The following is a 17,611-nucleotide window of genomic DNA, read 5'->3' as shown; positions in this document are numbered from 1 at the left end:
GCGCGGGCGGCGACGGGGGCATTCGGCGGGTCCTCGCAGGGGGAGCGCGCGCTTCGCCGGGGCTGCGGCGTCTGGGAGGCGGGTCAGTTCGCTGCGAAGCGCGCCGGTGCTCTGCGAGGTGGGTCGGGTGTCTGCGAGGCCGGCTGCCTGGGCCGAGTGCGCGGGCGGCCGGCCGGCGCGGCGCGGGCGGCCGGCCCCCCGGGGCCGCGCCGCGGGCCCGGGCGTTCAGCGGGCTTCGCAGGGTGTGCGCGCGCTTCGCAGAGGCTGCGGCGTCTGCGACGCGGGTCAGTTCTCTGCGAGGGGCGTCGGGTGTCTGCGCGGGTGGGCTGGACCCCGCGAGGCGGGTCGGGCGGTCTGCGGCGGGTCAGGTCCCTGCAAGGCGGGTCAGGTCCCTGCACGGCGGGTCGGGTCCCTGCGCGGGTGGGCTGGTCCCTGCGAGGTGGGTCGGACCGCTGCGACGCGGCGGGGCGCGCCATGGGTCCGCCCGGACGGCCAGCCTCACCCCGACCCACGCCCGCCGTGCCGTCCGGGCGGGAGGGCGGCCAGGAGGGCGGCAGGAGGGCGGGAGCGCGGACGGCCCGGTCAGGGGAACTTCAGGGGCGCCTCCGGACGTTCCCTGAGTGCGGCGTGGCCCAGCAGGACGCACAGTGGAGTCAGCCGGCAGCCACGCCGGACGACGGACTCGAAGGAGCGCAGCGAAGTTGGCCACCACCACCCTCACCCGACCCCGGCACGGCAAGGTGATCGCCGGCGTCTGCGCCGGGATCGCCGAGCGGTTCGGCTGGAGCCCGTTCCTCGTGCGGCTGGCGTTCCTGCTCAGCTGCCTGCTTCCGGGGCCGCAGTTCGTCGTCTACCTCGTGCTGTGGGTGATCATGCCGAAGCGCGCGTACTGACCCGCCTGATCGACCCTGAGCGACCACCGACCGATTCGTTACGACCGCCGGCCCCGACACCCGTCACATCCGGGTGCCGGGGCCGGCCCGTGTCTGGCACGATGCTCAGCGTGATCGACCGGACGGGCCGCCCCCTCGTGGGTGCGTGCTGTCCGGGGTGCTGTCGCAGCTGTCGCCACAGCTGTTGCTGCCGTCGCAGCTGACCCAGCCCCCGCCCGTCCCCGCCGTCCCACACGGCGCCGCACGTCTGCGATCACTCCATGAACGTCACGCCCGACCTGCGCGGTCACACCGTCGTCGCCCTGCACGCCCACCCCGACGACGAGGCGATCTTCACCGGGATCACGCTGCGCCGCCTCGCCGACGCGGGTGCCCGCACCGTCCTCGTGATGGCGACGGGCGGTGAGCTGGGCGAGTCCCGGGTGCCGCTACGGCCCGGCGAGACGGTGTCGGCGCGCCGGATGGCCGAGCTGGAGGCGGCCGCGGACCTGCTCGGCATCGCCCGGATCGTCCTGCTCGATCATCGCGACTCGGGGTTGCCCGGCTGGACGGACGCCCGCCACGCCCGCGCGCTCGCCGCAGCGGACCCGGTGGCGCTCGCCCGCCGGGTGGCCGAGGTCGTCGACGCCGAGGGCGCGGGCACCCTCGTCCACGACGACGAGCAGGGCATCTACGGCCACCCCGACCACGACGCGACGCACCGCATCGGCCGTCTCGCCGCGGAGCTGACCGGAACCGCGTCCTACCAGATGACGATCGACCGCGAGCACCTGCACGTCACCGCGCGGGATCGCCACCTCGTCCACGGCGCCGCCCGCGCCGCCGCCGTCCCGTTCGGCCGGGTGACCGTGGAGATCAGCCTCGCCGTCACCGGGTCGGCGACGGACCTGGAGCGCAAGCGCGCCGCGATCACCGCGCACGCGAGCCAGGTCGCGCCCGAGGACGTGCCCGCGGAGGACTTCGCGATCACCTACGGCTACGAGTGGTTCCGCCGCACCGGCCGCCCCGGCGCCCTGGACCTGCTGGGCAACGCGCACCTCACCGCCGGGACGGCCCTCGCCCCCGCCGGGACGGCCGTCTCCGCCGCCGTGGTGGCCGCGCCGTAGGCTCGGCGGTCGTGGCCGACGTGACCGCCGACCTCCACGACGACGCAGCCGATCCCGCGCCGCACACCGGCCGGGCCGCCGTCGTGCTGGCCCGCCCGCTCGCTGCCGTGACGGGCGGGGTCCTGCTGTACCTGAGCTTCCCGCCGCGCACCCTGTGGTGGCTCGCCCTGCCCGCGTTCGCGCTGCTCGGCGCCGTCCTGTACGGGCAGCGGGCCCGGGCCGGGTTCGGCTGGGCGGCGCTCTTCGCCATGGCCTTCCTGCTGCCCCTGCTGGTGTGGACGGGCTCCTACGTCGGGCCGCTGCCCTGGATCGCGCTGTGCGTCGCCGAGGCGGTGTTCGTCGGCGCGGCGGGCGCCGGGATGGCGGTGGTGTCGCGGTTGCCCGCGGCCCCGGTCTGGATGGCCGCGGTGTGGGTGGCGGGGGAGGCGGTGCGCAGCCGCGTGCCGTTCGGCGGGTTCCCCTGGGGGCGGGCCGCGTTCGGGCAGGCGGACGGGCCGCTGCTGCCCGTGGCCGCGCTCGGCGGGGCGCCCCTGCTGTCGTTCGTCACGGTGCTCGCCGGCCTCGCGCTCGGCGTGGCGGGCCGGGAGCTGCTGCGCCGCGGGCCCGCCACCCCGGCCGACCGGACGCGTGCGGTGCAGGTCGCCGCGGGCTGCCTGGCCGGCGTCGTGGCGCTGACGGTCGCGGCCGGCGCGATCCCGCCGTCCGGCGGGCCGGCCGGGGAGGTGACGATCGCCGCGGTGCAGGGCAACGTCCCGCGCCTCGGTCTGGACTTCAACGCCCAGCGACGCGCCGTCCTCGACAACCACGTCCGGGTCACCGAGCAGCTCGCGGCGGAGGTCGCCGCGGGCCGCCTGCCGCGGCCGGACCTCGTCGTGTGGCCGGAGAACGCCAGCGACATCGACCCCCTGCGCAACCCGGACGCCGCCGCCGAGATCGACGCCGCCGCGCGTGCCGTCGGCGCGCCGGTGCTGCTCGGCACCGTGCTGCGCAACCCGGACGGGCTGACGGCGTCGAACTCGGTGCTCGTCTGGCAGGGCGGCACGGGGGTCGTCCAGCGCACCGACAAGCGCCGCGTCCAGCCGTTCGGCGAGTACCTGCCCTACCGGGAGTTCTTCCGGCTGTTCTCCGCCTACGCCGACCGTGCGGGGTTCTTCGTCCCCGGCCAGGGCGCGGGCGTGGTGGACGCCGCGGGCGCGCGGGTCGGCGTCGCGATCTGCTGGGAGATCGCGTTCGACGACCTCGTCGCGGACAGCGTGGCCGCGGGCGCCACCGTCCTCGCCGTGCCGAGCAACAACGCCACCTTCGGCCTCTCGGAGATGACCTACCAGCAGCTCGCGATGTCGCGGGTGCGCGCGGTGGAGCACGACCGGGCGGTCGTGGTCGTCACGACCAGCGGCGTGAGCGCGGTGATCGCTCCGGACGGCTCGGTGGTCGCCCGGACGGGCCAGTTCGAGCCGGGGCTGCTGGTCGAGCGAGTGCCGCTGCGGGCCACCACTACGCTGTCCACCTCGGTACGGGCGGTTCCCGAGTGGATCCTCGCCGTCACCGGGGTGATCATGATCGGGATCGCGGTCCGGGCGGGTCGCGCGGGCAGGAGAGGTCGAGGGGCAGGTCGATGAGCGAACGCACGGGGTCAGGGGCCGATCACGAGATCGCCCCGGGCGATGTGCTGGTCGTCGTCCCCACCTACAACGAGCGGGAGAACCTGGAGCCGCTGCTCACCCGCCTGCACGCGGCCGTTCCCGGCGCGGACGTGCTGGTCGTGGACGACGCCAGCCCCGACGGCACCGGCGAGCTGGCGGACGCCCTCGCGGCGACGGATCCGCGGGTGCGGGTCCTGCACCGCCCGGGCAAGGCGGGCCTCGGGGCCGCGTACCTTGCGGGGTTCGCGGTCGCGCTGCGCGGTGAGTACGCGGTCGTGGTCGAGATGGACGCGGACGGCTCGCACGCCCCCGAGGATCTCCCGGCGCTGCTCGCCGCCCTGGACTGCGCGGACGATCCCGCGGACGTCGTCCTCGGCTCGCGCTACGTGCCCGGCGGGCAGGTGGTGAACTGGGCGGCGCACCGGCGGCTGCTCTCCCGCGGCGGGAGCCTGTACGCGCGCCTCGCGCTCGGCGTCGGCATCCGGGACATGACGGGTGGCTACCGGGCGTTCCGCCGCCAGGTCCTGGAGGAGCTCGACCTGGACGACGTCGCGTCCCAGGGCTACTGCTTCCAGATCGACCTCGCCTGGCGCGCGCTCCAGGCGGGGTTCCGGGTGCGCGAGGTGCCGATCACGTTCGTGGAGCGGGAGCGGGGCGCGTCGAAGATGCACGGCGCGATCGTCGGCGAGGCGCTCTGGCGGGTTACCCGGTGGGGTGTCGAGCGGGCGCTGCGGCGCGGGCCCTCGCGGGCCGTGCGCACGGACACGGGCACACATGAAGGACCGGGCCACCGCGTGCGGTGACCCGGTCCTCGGGCTTCGGCGACCGGACGGTCAGGCGACCTCGCCCCGGCGCTCCCGGAGCAGTTCCAGGCGCTCGGTGAGCAGCACCTCGAGGTCGGCGACGCTGCGACGCTCCAGCAGCATGTCCCAGTGGGTGCGCGGAGGCTTCACCTTCTTCGCGGCGGGCTCGGTGCCGTCCGCCAGCTTGGAGATGCTGCCGTGGAGGCGACACTCCCAGGTGTGTGGCGCCTCGGCGTCGTTGGAGAACGGCACTTCGAAGTCGTGCCCGCGAGGGCAGGTGTAGCGCATCGACTGCCGCGGCGCGAGGTCGTGGTTGCGGTCGGTCTCGTAGCTGACAGCCCCGAGCCGGCTGCCACGGAGCACGCGGTCTGCCATGGCGATCCTCCCCTTCACGGCCGGAGGGGTGTCCTCCGACCCACGTACGATGGGTGTAACGTCTGCAGCGCAGGCGCACATTCCCGTCCATCTCGAGGACGCGCGTCCACCGGTGTCGGAACATCACGTCCGACACCCGCTTCTACTCGCCCCGGTTGGCTAGTGTCCCCTATCGGACGCGTTGGCACACGTCGATGTGACGTGTCAGCCGTCTGTGAGCTGTATCACCGCCGGTCGGGCGATTGTTCACGTCGGGGTTACTCAGCCGTCCGGTAGGGGGCCGGAGCCTGCACCGGCAGGAGCAGGAGGAGTCCGGCGGCCAGCACGAGCAGGATCCCGGCGATGCCCGCGCGATCGCTGCCGAACATCGTGGTGAACAGACCCACCAGCGTCGGCGACAGGAACGACACGGCCCGTCCGGTGGTCGCGTACAGGCCGAACAGCTGCCCCTCCCGCCCCGGCGGGCAGAGCCTGGCCAGGTAGGTGCGCGAGGACGCCTGCACCGGGCCGACGAACACGGTGAGCGCCGTGCCGAACACCCAGAACATGGTGGGTCCCGACACCAGGAGCAGCGTGATGCCGCACGCGAGCATCCCCGCCAGCGCCCACACGATGACGTTCTTCGGCCCGACGACGTCGTCCAGCCTGCCCGCGACGAGCGCGCCGAGCGCCGCGGCGACGTTCGCCGCCACCCCGAACACGAGGACGTCGCCCGGGGCGATGCCGTAGACGGTCACCGCCAGCACGGCGCCGAAGCTGAAGATCGCGACCAGCCCGTCGCGGAAGACCGCGCTCGCGCCGAGGTAGTAGACGGTGTGCGGGGCGTCGCGGTAGAGCTCGCGCACGTCGCGGAGGAGGGCGCGATAGGCCGCGACGACACCGGTGCGCGGCGGGCGGACCGCGGGCGGCGGATCGTCGGGGAAGGTCAGCAGCACCGGCAGCGCGAACATCGCGAACCAGGCCGCCGCGACGAGGATCGCCAGGCGGACCGCGAACCCGTCCTCGGTCGGCACTCCGAGCAGGCCCCCGTCGCCCGCCAGCAGGCCCACGTAGAGCCCCAGCAGCAGCACGATCCCGCCGAGGTAGCCCATGGCCCAGCCCAGACCGGACACCCGGCCGATCGTCGCCGGGGTCGACACGCGCGGGAGCAGCGCGTTGTAGGACACCTGTCCCAGCTCGGCGAAGACGGCACCGGACGCGAGCAGGGCGAGCCCCAGCCAGAACCACGAGGGCTCGTCGCGGACGCCCGCCATGCCGGCCATCACCGCGATCGTCAGTACCGTCCACACGCCGAGCCACCACCGCCGCCGCCCCGGCGCGTCCGCCCCGCGCCCGACCACCGGCGCGAGCAGCGCGATCGTGAGCCCGGCGGCACCCAGCCCGTAGCCCAGCCAGGCCTGCGCCGAGACCGTGCCGGGCAGGTCCGCGCCGACCGACCCCACGAGGTAGACGGAGAAGACGAACGTCAGCGTCACCGCGTGGAAGGCCGCCGACGCCCAGTCCCAGAGAGCCCAGGCGAGCACCTGGCCGCGCGTCGCGGGCCCTGCGGGGGCGGCCGGGGCGGTCACGGCGGCAGCGTAGCGGCGGGGTCGTCAGCCTCCCCAGCGGTCGCCCGCGGCGAGGAGGTCGCGCAGCAGGTCGGGCCGGTCCGACATCAGCCCGTCCACGCCGAGGTCGAGCAGCTCGCGCATCTCGGCCGGATCGTCGACGGTCCACACGTGCACCTCGACGCCGCGCGCGCGGGCGGTGCGCAGCAGGCCCGCGTCGACGACGGTGATCGGGCCGAAGCGGCGGGGCACCTGGGCGACGCGCCCGCGGAATCGGGGCGTCGGCAGCGCCCCGAACGGGCGGGGCAGGCCGTCGGCCCAGGCGCGGGTGCGCAGCGCCGTCACCGAGCGCCCGCCCATGGAGGTGAACAGCCGCGGCCCGCCCCGGCGCCGGGCCGCCCGCACCTGGGACTCGTCGCCCGACGCGACGCACACCCGGTGCCAGGCGTCGAGCCCGTCGACCAGCGCGAGCACCGGGTCCACCGCGGCATGGGTCTTCAGCTCGATCGTGATCCGGGTCCGCGGCAGGGTCGTGAGCACCTCGGCCAGCGTGGGGATGGCGTGGTGCCCGGCGACGCGCAGCTCGGACAGCGCCGCGGCGGGCAGCGCGGCGATCGGGCCGGTCCCGTCCGTGGTGCGGTCCAGGGTCACGTCGTGGTGGACCATCGCCACCCCGTCCGCCGAGGCGTGGACGTCCAGCTCCAGATAGCCGAACCCCTCCTCGACGGCCCGGACGAAGCCCGCGAGGGTGTTCTCGCAGCCGGCGAGATCACCGACGTGCCATCCCCGGTGGGCGTACGCGCGCGGGTAGGGCCCGTCGAGGTAGGGATGGCGGGTCACCCGCAGAGCGTGGCACCCGGGTGTCACAAGTGGACAGCCGCCGGACGGCCGTACCGTGAACGGTCAGCGGCTCGCGGAGGTCAGCGTGGAAGTCAGCGCCGCGGCAGCCGCTGCGGCTCGTCGAGGACACCGGCCATGAGGTCGCCGTGCTCGGCGATGCGCCCCGGCAGGTCCGCCGCCGTGAACGCGAGGTCCTCGGGCCTGCGGCAGGCGGCCACCTCCTCCCAGGTGAGCGGGGTGGCGACCGTGGGCCGTGCGCGGCCGCGCAGCGAGTAGCTCGCGATCGTCGTCTTGTAGGGGTTGTTCTGGCTCCAGTCGACGAACACCTTGCCGCGCCTGCGCACCTTCGCCATCACCGCCGTCACCCGCTTGGGGTCGTTGCGGGCGAGCTCCTCGGCCAGCGCCTTCGCGAACTCCGACGTCCGCTCCGGGGCCGAGACCCGCACGGGCAGGTAGAGCTGCATGCCCTTGCCCCCGCTGGTGCGCGGCCAGGCGACGAGGCCGTCCTCGGCGAGCCGCTCCCGGATCCGCACGGCGACCCGGGCGCAGTCCACGACGGTGGTGCCCTCGCCCGGATCGAGGTCGAAGACGACGAGGTCCGGGTTCCGCCGGGCGCCGCGTGCACCCACCCGCCACTGCGGTACGTGCAGCTCCAGCGCCGCGAGGTTCGCCGCCCAGGCCAGGCCCTCCTCGTCGTCGATCAGGGGGAAGTCCGCGGTCTCCGAGCGTCCGCCGGGGGTGCCGACGCGCGCGGTGCGGATCCAGGACGGTGCGTGGCGCGAGACGTCCTTCTCGAAGAACGACGGCTTCTCCACGCCGTCCGGCCAGCGCACCATCGTCACCGGCCGGTCGCGCAGGTGCGGCAGCATCACCTCGGCGACGGCCAGGTAGTGGGCGAGGACGTCGGACTTGGTGGTGCCGGTGAGCGGGTAGAGGACCTTCCGCGGGTTGGTGAGCTTCGCCCGGCCCACGGTCGGCACCGGACCACGGGTGACGGGCGCGGGGGCGGGCTCCCCGACCAGCACCCAGGCCGAGGCGTCGTAGGGCGCGTCGCCCCGCTTCGCGACCACCCCCGGCAGGCCCTGCTCCCGGGCGGCCGCGAGCACGGCCTCACCGGCGTCGGCGAACGCGGGCGCCACCCGCCAGTGCGGCCCGGACAGCGGCAGCCCCTCCAGCAGCTCGCGACGCTGCGTGAACGGCAGCACAGCGGTGTCCCGGCCGTCGAGGTACAGGAGATCGCCGATCCACAGGTCGGCGGTGCGCAGCGGCGAGCCCGCGAGCTCGGCGTCCAGCAGCGCGGGGGTGGCGCCGAGGGCGGGCCCGAGTCCGCGCAGCTGGGGCAGGTCCGCGGTGAGGTCGGTGCCGTCGGGATCGAGGATCTCGGCGCGGCCCCCGTCCACCCGCACGACGACGCGGCGGCCGCCGAAGCGGATCTGCTGCCACCAGCCCGGGCCCTCCGGCAGCGGCCCCGGCTCCGGCTCGGCCGGGCGGGCCGCACGGGGCAGCGGGACGTGCCCCTCCGGCGCGGGGCCGGAGCGCCGCACGATCCAGCCGTCCCGGCGCTCCCGGTCGCTGCGGACGAACACGTACCGGCCACGGGCCCGCTCGCCGTGCAGGACGACCGCGACCTCGCGGTCGGTCCACTTCTCGGTCTCGTAGCGGCCGCTGTCCCAGATCGTCATGCGGCCGCCGCCGTACTCACCGGCCGGGATCTCCCCGGAGAACTCCAGGTACTCCAGCGGGTGGTCCTCGGTGTGGACGGCCAGCCGCACGGTCCCCGGATCCGTCGGCAGCCCCTTGGGCACCGCGAACGAGACGAGCACGCCGTCGCGCTCGAACCGCACGTCCCAGTGCAGCGCGCGGGCGTGGTGCTCCTGGATGACGAACCGGTCGCCGGGCCCGGTGCTCCCGGGATCGTCGCCCGGCACCGGCTCAGGGGTGCGCCGCGGATCGCGCTTACGGCGGTACTCGTCGAGCGGCACGCCCCCGAGCCTAGAAGCCGGTGACAAGCCGGTGACGCAGTGCGGGTGACGGTATTGCGCAGCTTCACCGACGGGTGAGAGCATAGCCTCGCCTGAAGTTAGGGGACGCTCATGTACGCCTGCATCTGCGCCGCCGTCACGGACGTCGAGCTGCGCACCTGCATCCGCGCAGGAGCCCGCACGGTCGATGACGTGGGCGACGCCTGTGGTGCCGGCACCGGATGCGGCACGTGCCACGACCGGATCGAGGTCCATCTCGCGGCCGCCCATGCTCCGTCGGATATCGCGGAGATGCCGCTCTCGGCCTAGACCACCCGTCGCCGGTGGAGGGTTACCTATGCTCTGAGCAGTGGATCCTTCGCCAGCGGCGCGCTCGCGGCTCGGATACGTTCTGACGACCACCCGTCCCGAACGACCGACTGCGAGGCGACAATGCAGGGCGATCCCGAGATCATCGCGTTGCTCAACGAGCAGCTGACGAGCGAGCTGACGGCCATCAACCAGTACTTCCTGCACGCCAAGATGCAGGGCAACTGGGGCTACACGAAGCTCGCCGAGTACACGCGTGACGAGTCCATCGACGAGATGAAGCACGCGGAGAAGATCACCGATCGAATCCTCTTCCTGGAGGGTCTGCCCAACTACCAGAAGCTGGGCACCCTGAACATCGGCCAGACGATCCGCGAGCAGTTCGACGCGGATCTCGCGGTCGAGCTCGCTGTCGTCGAGCGGCTGCGCCCGGCGATCATCCTCTGCCGCGAGAAGGGCGACGCGACGACGGCGAACCTCTTCGAGGAGATCCTCGCCGACGAGGAGCACCACATCGACTACCTGGAGACGAATCTCGCGCTCATGGACGCGCTGGGTGAGCAGCTGTTCCTGGCCCAGCTGGTGCACCAGCCCCCGAAGCCGGGCTGAGCGGCCGGCCTGTCCCGCGCTCCCCGGAGACCTAGGATCGTCGACGTCCGGCCGATGTCCGGCGAGGGTCCTTCGGGGGAGCGTGGATGACCGGTGACGCGTTCGGTCCGTACCGCCTGGAGGCCCGGCTCGGCCGCGGCGCCATGGGCGAGGTGTGGCGTGCGGTCGACACGAGCCAGGGCAACCGCGTCGTCGCGCTCAAGCTCCTGGGCGCCTGGCTCGGCGGCGACGAGGACTTCGCCCGCCGCTTCCGCAACGAGTCCGGGCTGGCCGCGCGGCTGAGCGGGCCGAACATCATCCCGATCCACCGCTACGGCGAGATCGACGGCCGCCTCTACATCGACATGCCGCTGGTCGACGGCACCGACCTCGGCGCGATCGTCGAACGCGACGGCCCCCTCGTCCCGGAGCGGGTCGTCCGGATCGTGGAGCAGGTCGCGGACGCCCTCGACACCGCCCACCGCGCGGGGATGGTGCACCGCGACGTCAAGCCGTCGAACATCCTGCTCACCGGGCGTCCGGGCCGCGACTTCGCCTACCTCATCGACTTCGGCCTCGCCCGCGCCATGGACGGCGCACGCATCTCGCTGTCCGGCACCGTCGTCGGCACGCCGCACTACATGGCGCCCGAACGGTTCGACGGCAAGGGCGACCACCGCAGCGACGTCTACGCCCTGGCCTGCGTGCTCCACGAGGCGCTCACCGGACGGCGCCCGTTCGACGTCGAGACGCTGTGGGCACACATGAAGGCGCACCGCGAGACCCCGCCGCCGGTACCGAGCCGGCTCGTCGCGGGACTGCCGCGCGGCTTCGACGACGTCGTCGCGCAGGGCATGGCGAAGGACCCCGCGGACCGCTACGACGACGCCGTCGCGCTCGCCGATGCCGCCCGCGAGGCGCTCGCCACCCCGCCCGCGTCTACGGTGACGGTCGGACCGGTCACCGTCGTCGCGCCGCTGCTGCCGCCGCCCGAGGCCCCGGCCCCACCGTCGCCCCCATCGTCGCCACCGGCCTCACCGTCGCCACTGTCCGCCGTGCGTGGCTCCATCGGCGACCGCACCCTCACCGGGCACACCCGGGGCGTCGCCGCGGTGACGACGGCCGTGCTCGGCGGGCGGCCCGTCGTCGTCTCGGGGAGCGACGACGCCACCGTCCGGGTCTGGGACCTCGTCACCGGCGAACCGGTCGGGCGGCCGCTCACCGGGCACAGCGACGGCGTGCTCGCCGTCGCCGCCACGGAGCTGGACGGCCGCGCCGTCGTCGTGTCGGGCAGCAGCGACCGCACGATCCGGCTGTGGGACCTCGCCTCCGGTGGCCCGCTCGGCGAGCCGCTCAGCGGCCACACCCACTACGTGTCGGCGCTCGCCGCCGTGCCGGGTACGGCGCTGGTGGTCTCCGGCGGGGTCGACCGCACGATCCGGGTGTGGGACCTCGCCCGGCGCGCGGCGGTCGGCGAGCCCCTCACCGGGCACGAGGGCTCGGTGTCCGCGCTCGCCGTCACCCACCTCGGCGGACGCGCCGTGATCGTGTCCGGGAGCAGCGACCGCACCGTGCGGGTCTGGGACCTCGCCTCCGGCGTCGCAGTGGGCGCCCCGATGGCGGGGCACTCGCGCACGGTCTCCGCCGTGGCGACGGCCGACCTGGACGGGCGCCCGGTCGCCGTGACCGGTGGCGACGACCGGACCGTGCGGGTGTGGGACCTCACCACCGGCGCAGTGGTCGGGGAGCCGCTCACCGGGCACACCGGGTACGTGTGGGCCGTTGCCGCGACCCACCTGGACGGGCGCGCGGTGATCGTGTCCGGGAGCAGCGACCGGACCGTGCGGGTGTGGGACCTCGCCACCGGCGCACCGGTCGGCGAACCCATCACCGGCCACCACAGCTCCGTCGCCGCCATCACCACCGCCGAGCTGGACGGTCGCTCCGTCGTCGTCGCGGGTTCGAGCACCGTACGGGTGCTCGACCTCGCCGACCCTCAGGTCCGGCCCGTCACGGGATAGACGACCTCCTCACCGGCGCGGCCCTTCGTCGGGACGCGTTCGGCCGGGCCCCAACGGAACCGCGACACCACCGCCTCGCGCGCCCGCTCGGCCACGATCACCGACGCCCGCCCCTCGCGCCCGGCCAGGCCGGAGAGCCGGAACGCGAGGTTCGTGGCGTCCCCGATCACGCTCACCGCGCCGTGCGGCAGCGTCGTCACCGCGGCCGTGCCCCGTACGACCGCCCAGCCCATCCGCAGCGGCGCGCCACCCGGCCCGCGCAGCGGCAACCCGGGCGCCACCTCGCGGACGTGGTCGTCCGCCGCGAGCGCGTAGTCGACCGCCAGCTCGTTCGCGTCCGGGATGTGCTCGAGCTCCCACACCGCGTACAGCGCATCGCCCGCGTAGTGGTTGAGCGTGCCGCGATGGCGGGTGAGCAGCTGCGTGAGGCCGCCGTAGAGATCGCGCAGGCAGGAGGCCACGGTTTCGTCGCCCGCGAACTGCGACGACGTCGAGTAGTTCGTGAGGTCGCCGACGACCATCATCATCTGGGCGAGGTTGATCCGCGCCATCGTGAGCTTGCTGTCCGTGTTGGCGGGGTCGCCGGCGCCCGCGAACCCGTCCGAGCGGAACTCGAACTCCGTGCGGCCCACCCGTACCCGGTCACCGGGGCGCAGCGCGCGCGGCGCGGACCGCGCGATCCGCAGCCCGTTGACGTGGGTGCCGTTGGTGCTGGAGTCGATGATGAACGCCCGGTCGTGGGCGTGGTCCAGGCGGATCTCGAAGTGGGTGCGCGACGCCACCGGATCGCTGATGATCAGCCGCCGCGACTCTTCGATGCCCGCGCACTCGCGGCCGACGAAGATCCGGTCCACGATCGGGGTCGCGTGTTCGGCACCGCCGCCCGGGCCGAGGACGAGCAGCGCCTGCGGGCGGCTGCGCGCCGGGTCGGGCATGGGTTGAACCCTACGCCGGGGCGGCGGGACGGCTCGTCACCCGTCCCGGCGGGGCCGCGCAGATCCGGCCGCTCACGCGGCCCCTCAGCACGTCGCGGTGAACCCGGCGGGGGTCCGTGGCGTGGAGAGGATTGCCACGCCCCCACACGATCGGAGAAACCCGTGAATCGCTTGCGAGACTGCATGATCGGCGGCGGCACGTTGCTTGCGGCTTCGGTCGTCGCGTACCTGTTCACGATGATCCTCTTCTGTGCCGCAGTGGGTGTACTGACCGGCCCCGGCGCACCGGCCGTCGTCGCGGCGTGCCTTCCTGCCCTACTGATCTCGGCCGGCGTCATCCTCGGGGCAGGAGCGGTGTGGGTCGTTGCCGTCTGCCTGGTCCAGGAGCTGCGACGTCGCCGACGAGCCGGGACTCTGGCCGTGGTCGCTGCCGCATCGGTGTCCGGGCCCGCCGATCCGGCTCGCGCGCAGGAGACACCTGTCCTCGCCGACGAGGAGAACTGCGTCTTCTGTCGCGGCAGTCGATCGGTCGTCGTCGTTCTCACGTTCCTCGTGACGGTGGGAACGGCAACTGCCGTGCATGTGACAACCCCGCTGATGATGCATTAGCACCGGTTCGGTGCGGGCGGGATCAGGGGCGTATCGGCGAGCCGCAGCCAGGTGAGGACCGCCAGCACCCGTTTGTCGCCTCCCGGCTGAGGGACTCGGCGAGGCCGAGCTTGACGACGATGCGGCTGGCGTAGACCTCGACCGTGGAGTGGCGTTCTTCGGCAAGGCGGGGGCGGTTGGGCTGAATCCGACCCCCGTCCGTCCCGGCAGCGGGCCGCCCGCGCGGCGCTGCTCGGTGCACCGTCCGCCGTGGTAGGAACGGCGCGTGACCGGCGGGACGGACGTCGATCCGGAGCTGTTGGCCACGGTGCCGCTGCTCACGGGCCTCGGCGCGGCCGACCGGGCGCGGCTGGCCGCCGACGCGGCGGTGCGCTCGTTCGCCGCGGGCGAGTGGGTCTTCCGCCGCGACGATCCCGGCGACTCGGTGTTCCTCGTGCTCTCGGGCCGCGTCGAGATCGTCGACGCCGCGGGTGCGGTCATCCGCGTGCTCGGTGCGTCGAGCGCGGTCGGTGAGCTGGCGCTGCTCACCGGGGCGCCCCGGACCGCGTCCGTGCGGGTACGCCGCGACGCCGAGCTGCTGGAGATCTCGGCCGACCGCTTCGACCAGCTCCTCGCCGACGCGCCCGAGCTGGGCGTGGTCCTCGCCCGCTACCTCGCCCGGCTCCTCCAGCAGGGGCCCGCCTCCGCCGAGCAGCCGCCGCCGCGGCCCCGTGTCGTCGCGATCGCGGGGGACGCGGCGAGGGTGCCGCTGGACCGGTTCGCGGCCGCGGTCGTCACGACCGTCGCGGGCATGGGGGAGCGGGTGGCCCGTCTCGACGCGGACCCGGCCGCGCTGGACGCCGCCGAACGCGACCACGACCTCGTCGTCCTCGTCGCGGACCTGCGCGACACCGCATGGGTCCGGTTCTGCTCCCGGCAGGCCGACCGGACGGTCACCCTGGTCGGCGCCGACGAGCGCGCCGACCGCCACTGCGACCTGGGCGGCGACCTGGGCGGTGACCCGAGTGGTGACGTCGTGGTCGTCGCCGACGGCGCGGCGCGCGGTGTCCCCGCGTGGATCGCGGGACTGCCGCTTCGGGGGCTGCACGCGTGCGACGTCCGCTCGCTGTCGGCCGCGGCGGCCGCGTTGGCCCGCCGGCTCGCCGGACGGTCGGTGGGCCTGGTGCTCTCCGGGGGTGGTGCGCCCGCGCTGGCGCATCTCGGCGTGCTCGACGCCTGCGCGGCCCGCGGCGTGGCCGTGGAACGCATCGGGGGAGTCGGGACCGGGGCGCTGATCGGGGCGCTGGCCGCCACCGGCCGCCCACCAGCGGAGGTCGCGCGGATCTGCCGCACGCTGCTCGTGGACGGGCCGGGCCCGGACCGGACGCTGCCGCTGGTGGCGCTCACCCGGGGCCGGCGGACCCGCTCCGCACTCGAACAGGTGTTCGGCACCGTGCGGATCGAGGACCTCCCGGTCGAGTTCTTCTGCGTGAGCACCGATCTCGTGCGCGGCGAGCCGGTCGTGCACCGGCGGGGCAGGCTCGCCGACGCGGTGCGGTGCAGCTCGGCGCTGCCGGGGGTCGTGCCGCCGATCCCGGCCGGGGGACGGCTGCTCGTCGACGGCGGTCTGCTGGAGGACCTGCCGGTGGCCGCGATGGCCGCCGAGGACGGGCCGGTGGTGGCCGTGGACGCCACGGCGACGCTGCGCTGGCCGCCGCACGTGCCGACGGCCGGGCCGCTCCGGCGGGTCGGTGCGGCCCTGCGGGGGTGGGTCGCCGGGGTGCGGGAGCCGCTGCCGGACGTCGCGGAGGTGCTGAGCAGGGTCGTCGCGGTCGGCGGGGGAGTGGGCCGGGCACGGGCGGACCTGGTGATCCGCCCGGAGCCGGACGGCACGGGCCCGATGGAATGGGCGCGGCTGGACGCCGTGCGGGAACGAGGGCGGATCGCGGCGGAGGCGGCGTTCGACGCGCACGGGCCGCTGGTGCGCTGACCCGGACGGCGTCAGCCGGGATCGGACCCCGGGAGGTCGCGCTGCGGCCAGCCGAGCAGGCGCGCGCCGAGGACGGCGGCGTGCACGGTGAACCGCTGGGCGGGATCGGTCGGGTCGTAGCCGGTCAGCTCGGTGATCCGGGACAGCCGGTAGCTCACCGCACGCACCGACAGCCGCAGCCGCCGCGCCGTCTCGGTGATCACGCACCCGGACGCGAAGTACGCGTCGAGCGTGGCCAGGAGCGGGACGGCCCCGCCGCGGGCCTTCGCGAGCGGCCCGGCCACGGCGTGCACGAGATCGGTGATGGCGGGCTGGTCCCGCAGCAGGACCCGGTAGATCAGCAGGTCCTCGGCCCGCACGACCGGCATGTCCAGCCGCAGGCGGGTGGCCATCCCGAGCGTCTCGCGGGCCTCCTCGTAGGAGCGGGCGATGCCGTACGCGCCCGGGTAGGGCCTGCCGACCGCGATCCGCCACGGCCCGCCGCGCCGGGCCCGGCACAGGTCGGCGTGCATCAGCTCCCCGAGCCCGGCGGGTGCGGGAGCGGTCGACCCGGCCGGGCTGACGGGGGCGACCACGACGATGCTGCCGTCCTTCGTGGCGACGAGCACGTCCCGGTCCCCGATCCCGTGCACCACCGCGCGTTCGAGGCCGCTCAGCGCGGCCTCGGCGTCGGCCAGCCTGCCCGTCGGCGCCGCCAGGGCGACCCGGTGCGGCTGGGCCATGTCCAGGCCGAACGGCTCGGCCCGCTCGACGAGCGCGCCGATGTCGCCGTCCCCGCGCAGCAGGTCCTCGATCAGCTCGCGGCGCAGGGTCTCCTCGCTGCGCATCATGTCCCGGCGGGCGGCGGTGTAGCCCTCGGCGAGGCTCGCGACCGCACGGTCGACCGCCCGCATCACCGCCTCGGCTGCGGTCGCGGTGGCGGCGCTGTCCGGGAACGTGACGACGGTCGGCAGCTCGCGCCACAGCCGCCAGGCCGCCGACAGGTACAGCTGCACGGCGTTGCCCGCCGAGACGCCGAGCTCGGCGGCCCGCCGCCCGTTCAACCCGACCGCGTCGAGCTCGCCGCGGTCCGGACGGCGCCCGGTCGTGGCCGCCTCGACCAGGACCGACAGGAACTCGCCGAGCAGCTCGACCGGGACGCCCCCGGCGCCGCGGCTCGCCTCCGCAGCCACCCGGTGCAGCCACGCGTCGCCCGCGCGCCGGCCCGGCGCCCGCGCCGCGGCCTGCGTCATCGGTGTCCTCCCCACCCGGCGTCGACTGTGTCCACTGTGTCCACTGTGTCCACTGTGTCCACCGCGTCCACGGTGTCCACTGTGTCCACGGTGTCCACTGTGTCCACGGTGTCCACAGGAACCACGCGCCGCCGCCGATGTTGCCGAGGTCCGGCAAGGGGACAGGGTCCCACCTCAGGCCCGTCCGGCGCACCGTCGATAGGGGACCGCGCGCAGCAGCGTGATCCGCATCGGCTGCCCGTCGGGCAGGAGGTACTGCACCGTGTCGCCCTGCCTGCGTCCGGGCAGCGCGCTGCCCAGCGGTGAGTCGGGGGAGCAGGTCATCAGGTCCCCCGCGTACGGACCGTCGTCGTGGTGCGCGAGCAGGAACGTCTCGGTCTCCTGGTCGTCCTCGTAGCGGACGGTGAGCACCATCCCCGGCTCGGCGACCCCGTCGTCGGGCGGCTCCTGCCCCACGATCGGGTTCTGCAGCACTTCCTGCAGCTTCCTGATCCGGTGGTCGCGATCCCGGCGATCGGCCATCAGCTGATGATCGGTGGAGCCGTCGGGCTCGGGGCCCTCCACTGCGTCACTACGCTGCCGGAGCAGCTCGCGCAGCTCGGCCCGGAGCCGCTCGTGCGCGTCGCGCGCCAGCCACACCTGGGTCTCGGTCATAGCGTCACTCCTCGCGACGATCCGGGGGGTGGTCCGCACGGGGCAGGTCCTGCCCGGGTGCAGAAGCACAGGAGCGCGGGCCGGAGGCGACGTCCGCCGGTGATC

General features: G+C 74.7%; 16 protein-coding genes. 9 read left to right on the top strand and 7 right to left on the bottom strand.

Annotated features, from left to right (window positions below; translation table 11 throughout):
• Positions 1 to 701 precede the first annotated feature (701 nt).
• The 4 genes from AB7J25_RS10215 to AB7J25_RS10200 all read left to right on the top strand — a co-directional run bounded on the left by AB7J25_RS10215 (position 702) and on the right by AB7J25_RS10200 (position 4,445).
• The gene (locus AB7J25_RS10215) at positions 702 to 893 is read left to right on the top strand and encodes a PspC domain-containing protein (RefSeq protein WP_428507509.1); all 192 of its coding nucleotides are present in this window, start codon (positions 702 to 704) and stop codon (positions 891 to 893) included.
• Between the two features lie 260 nt (positions 894 to 1,153).
• Positions 1,154 to 1,999, top strand: coding sequence for a PIG-L deacetylase family protein (locus tag AB7J25_RS10210; RefSeq protein WP_428507507.1), 846 nt, complete (start codon positions 1,154 to 1,156; stop codon positions 1,997 to 1,999).
• Between the two features lie 11 nt (positions 2,000 to 2,010).
• Positions 2,011 to 3,618, top strand: coding sequence for an apolipoprotein N-acyltransferase (gene lnt, locus AB7J25_RS10205; RefSeq protein WP_428507505.1), 1,608 nt, complete (start codon positions 2,011 to 2,013; stop codon positions 3,616 to 3,618).
• Positions 3,615 to 4,445, top strand: coding sequence for a polyprenol monophosphomannose synthase (locus tag AB7J25_RS10200; protein WP_428507503.1), 831 nt, complete (start codon positions 3,615 to 3,617; stop codon positions 4,443 to 4,445). Before lnt ends, AB7J25_RS10200 begins: the two co-directional genes overlap by 4 nt.
• A gap of 30 nt (positions 4,446 to 4,475) precedes the next feature.
• Here the strand turns inward: AB7J25_RS10200 and AB7J25_RS10195 are convergent, their stop codons facing one another.
• From AB7J25_RS10195 to ligD, 4 genes are all read right to left on the bottom strand, one after another.
• Positions 4,476 to 4,820, bottom strand: coding sequence for an RNA polymerase-binding protein RbpA (locus AB7J25_RS10195; protein ID WP_428507501.1), 345 nt, complete (start codon positions 4,818 to 4,820; stop codon positions 4,476 to 4,478).
• 257 nt (positions 4,821 to 5,077) lie between these two features.
• Positions 5,078 to 6,388, bottom strand: a complete 1,311-nt coding sequence (locus AB7J25_RS10190; RefSeq protein WP_428507499.1) for an MFS transporter — start codon at positions 6,386 to 6,388, stop codon at positions 5,078 to 5,080.
• A 24-nt stretch (positions 6,389 to 6,412) separates the two neighbouring features.
• Positions 6,413 to 7,207 carry a glycerophosphodiester phosphodiesterase family protein gene (locus AB7J25_RS10185; protein WP_428507497.1) on the bottom strand — a complete coding sequence of 265 codons (795 nt, stop codon included), beginning with the start codon at positions 7,205 to 7,207 and terminating at the stop codon, positions 6,413 to 6,415.
• Positions 7,208 to 7,299: 92 nt separating this feature from the next.
• Entirely contained in the window at positions 7,300 to 9,189 is a 1,890-nt protein-coding gene (gene ligD / locus AB7J25_RS10180) for a non-homologous end-joining DNA ligase (protein ID WP_428507495.1), read from the bottom strand.
• Positions 9,190 to 9,300: 111 nt separating this feature from the next.
• On the opposite strand from ligD, the gene AB7J25_RS10175 reads away from it, so the two are divergent.
• The 3 genes from AB7J25_RS10175 to AB7J25_RS10165 all read left to right on the top strand — a co-directional run bounded on the left by AB7J25_RS10175 (position 9,301) and on the right by AB7J25_RS10165 (position 12,107).
• Positions 9,301 to 9,498, top strand: a complete 198-nt coding sequence (locus tag AB7J25_RS10175; protein ID WP_428507493.1) for a (2Fe-2S)-binding protein — start codon at positions 9,301 to 9,303, stop codon at positions 9,496 to 9,498.
• A gap of 123 nt (positions 9,499 to 9,621) precedes the next feature.
• Positions 9,622 to 10,107, top strand: a complete 486-nt coding sequence (bfr, locus tag AB7J25_RS10170) for a bacterioferritin (protein ID WP_428507491.1) — start codon at positions 9,622 to 9,624, stop codon at positions 10,105 to 10,107.
• 86 nt (positions 10,108 to 10,193) lie between these two features.
• A complete protein-coding gene (locus tag AB7J25_RS10165) occupies positions 10,194 to 12,107 on the top strand; it encodes a serine/threonine-protein kinase (protein WP_428507489.1) in 1,914 nt (637 codons plus the stop codon).
• Here the strand turns inward: AB7J25_RS10165 and AB7J25_RS10160 are convergent.
• Positions 12,083 to 13,042 (bottom strand): FHA domain-containing protein, encoded by a 960-nt coding sequence (locus tag AB7J25_RS10160; protein ID WP_428507487.1) that lies wholly within the window; start codon positions 13,040 to 13,042, stop codon positions 12,083 to 12,085. The two genes, AB7J25_RS10165 and AB7J25_RS10160, sit on opposite strands and share 25 nt — an antisense overlap.
• A gap of 183 nt (positions 13,043 to 13,225) precedes the next feature.
• Between AB7J25_RS10160 and AB7J25_RS10155 the strand changes: the two genes are divergently transcribed.
• Positions 13,226 to 13,651, top strand: coding sequence for a hypothetical protein (locus tag AB7J25_RS10155; protein WP_428507486.1), 426 nt, complete (start codon positions 13,226 to 13,228; stop codon positions 13,649 to 13,651).
• Between the two features lie 265 nt (positions 13,652 to 13,916).
• A complete protein-coding gene (locus AB7J25_RS10150) occupies positions 13,917 to 15,620 on the top strand; it encodes a patatin-like phospholipase family protein (RefSeq protein ID WP_428507484.1) in 1,704 nt (567 codons plus the stop codon).
• Between the two features lie 11 nt (positions 15,621 to 15,631).
• Here AB7J25_RS10150 and AB7J25_RS10145 read toward each other — a convergent pair whose 3' ends face one another.
• On the bottom strand, positions 15,632 to 16,852 hold the full coding sequence (locus AB7J25_RS10145; RefSeq protein ID WP_428507482.1) for a PucR family transcriptional regulator: 1,221 nt from the start codon (positions 16,850 to 16,852) through the stop codon (positions 15,632 to 15,634).
• A 174-nt stretch (positions 16,853 to 17,026) separates the two neighbouring features.
• Complete coding sequence (locus AB7J25_RS10140; RefSeq protein ID WP_428507480.1) at positions 17,027 to 17,506, bottom strand: GreA/GreB family elongation factor; 480 nt, start codon at positions 17,504 to 17,506, stop codon at positions 17,027 to 17,029.
• Positions 17,507 to 17,611 lie beyond the last annotated feature (105 nt).

The organism is Pseudonocardia sp. (assembly GCF_050246655.1).
Classification (GTDB): Bacteria; Actinomycetota; Actinomycetes; order Mycobacteriales; family Pseudonocardiaceae; genus Pseudonocardia.
Note: the sequence above shows the minus strand (reverse complement) of the source record. Positions and strands in the feature narration are given on the sequence as shown.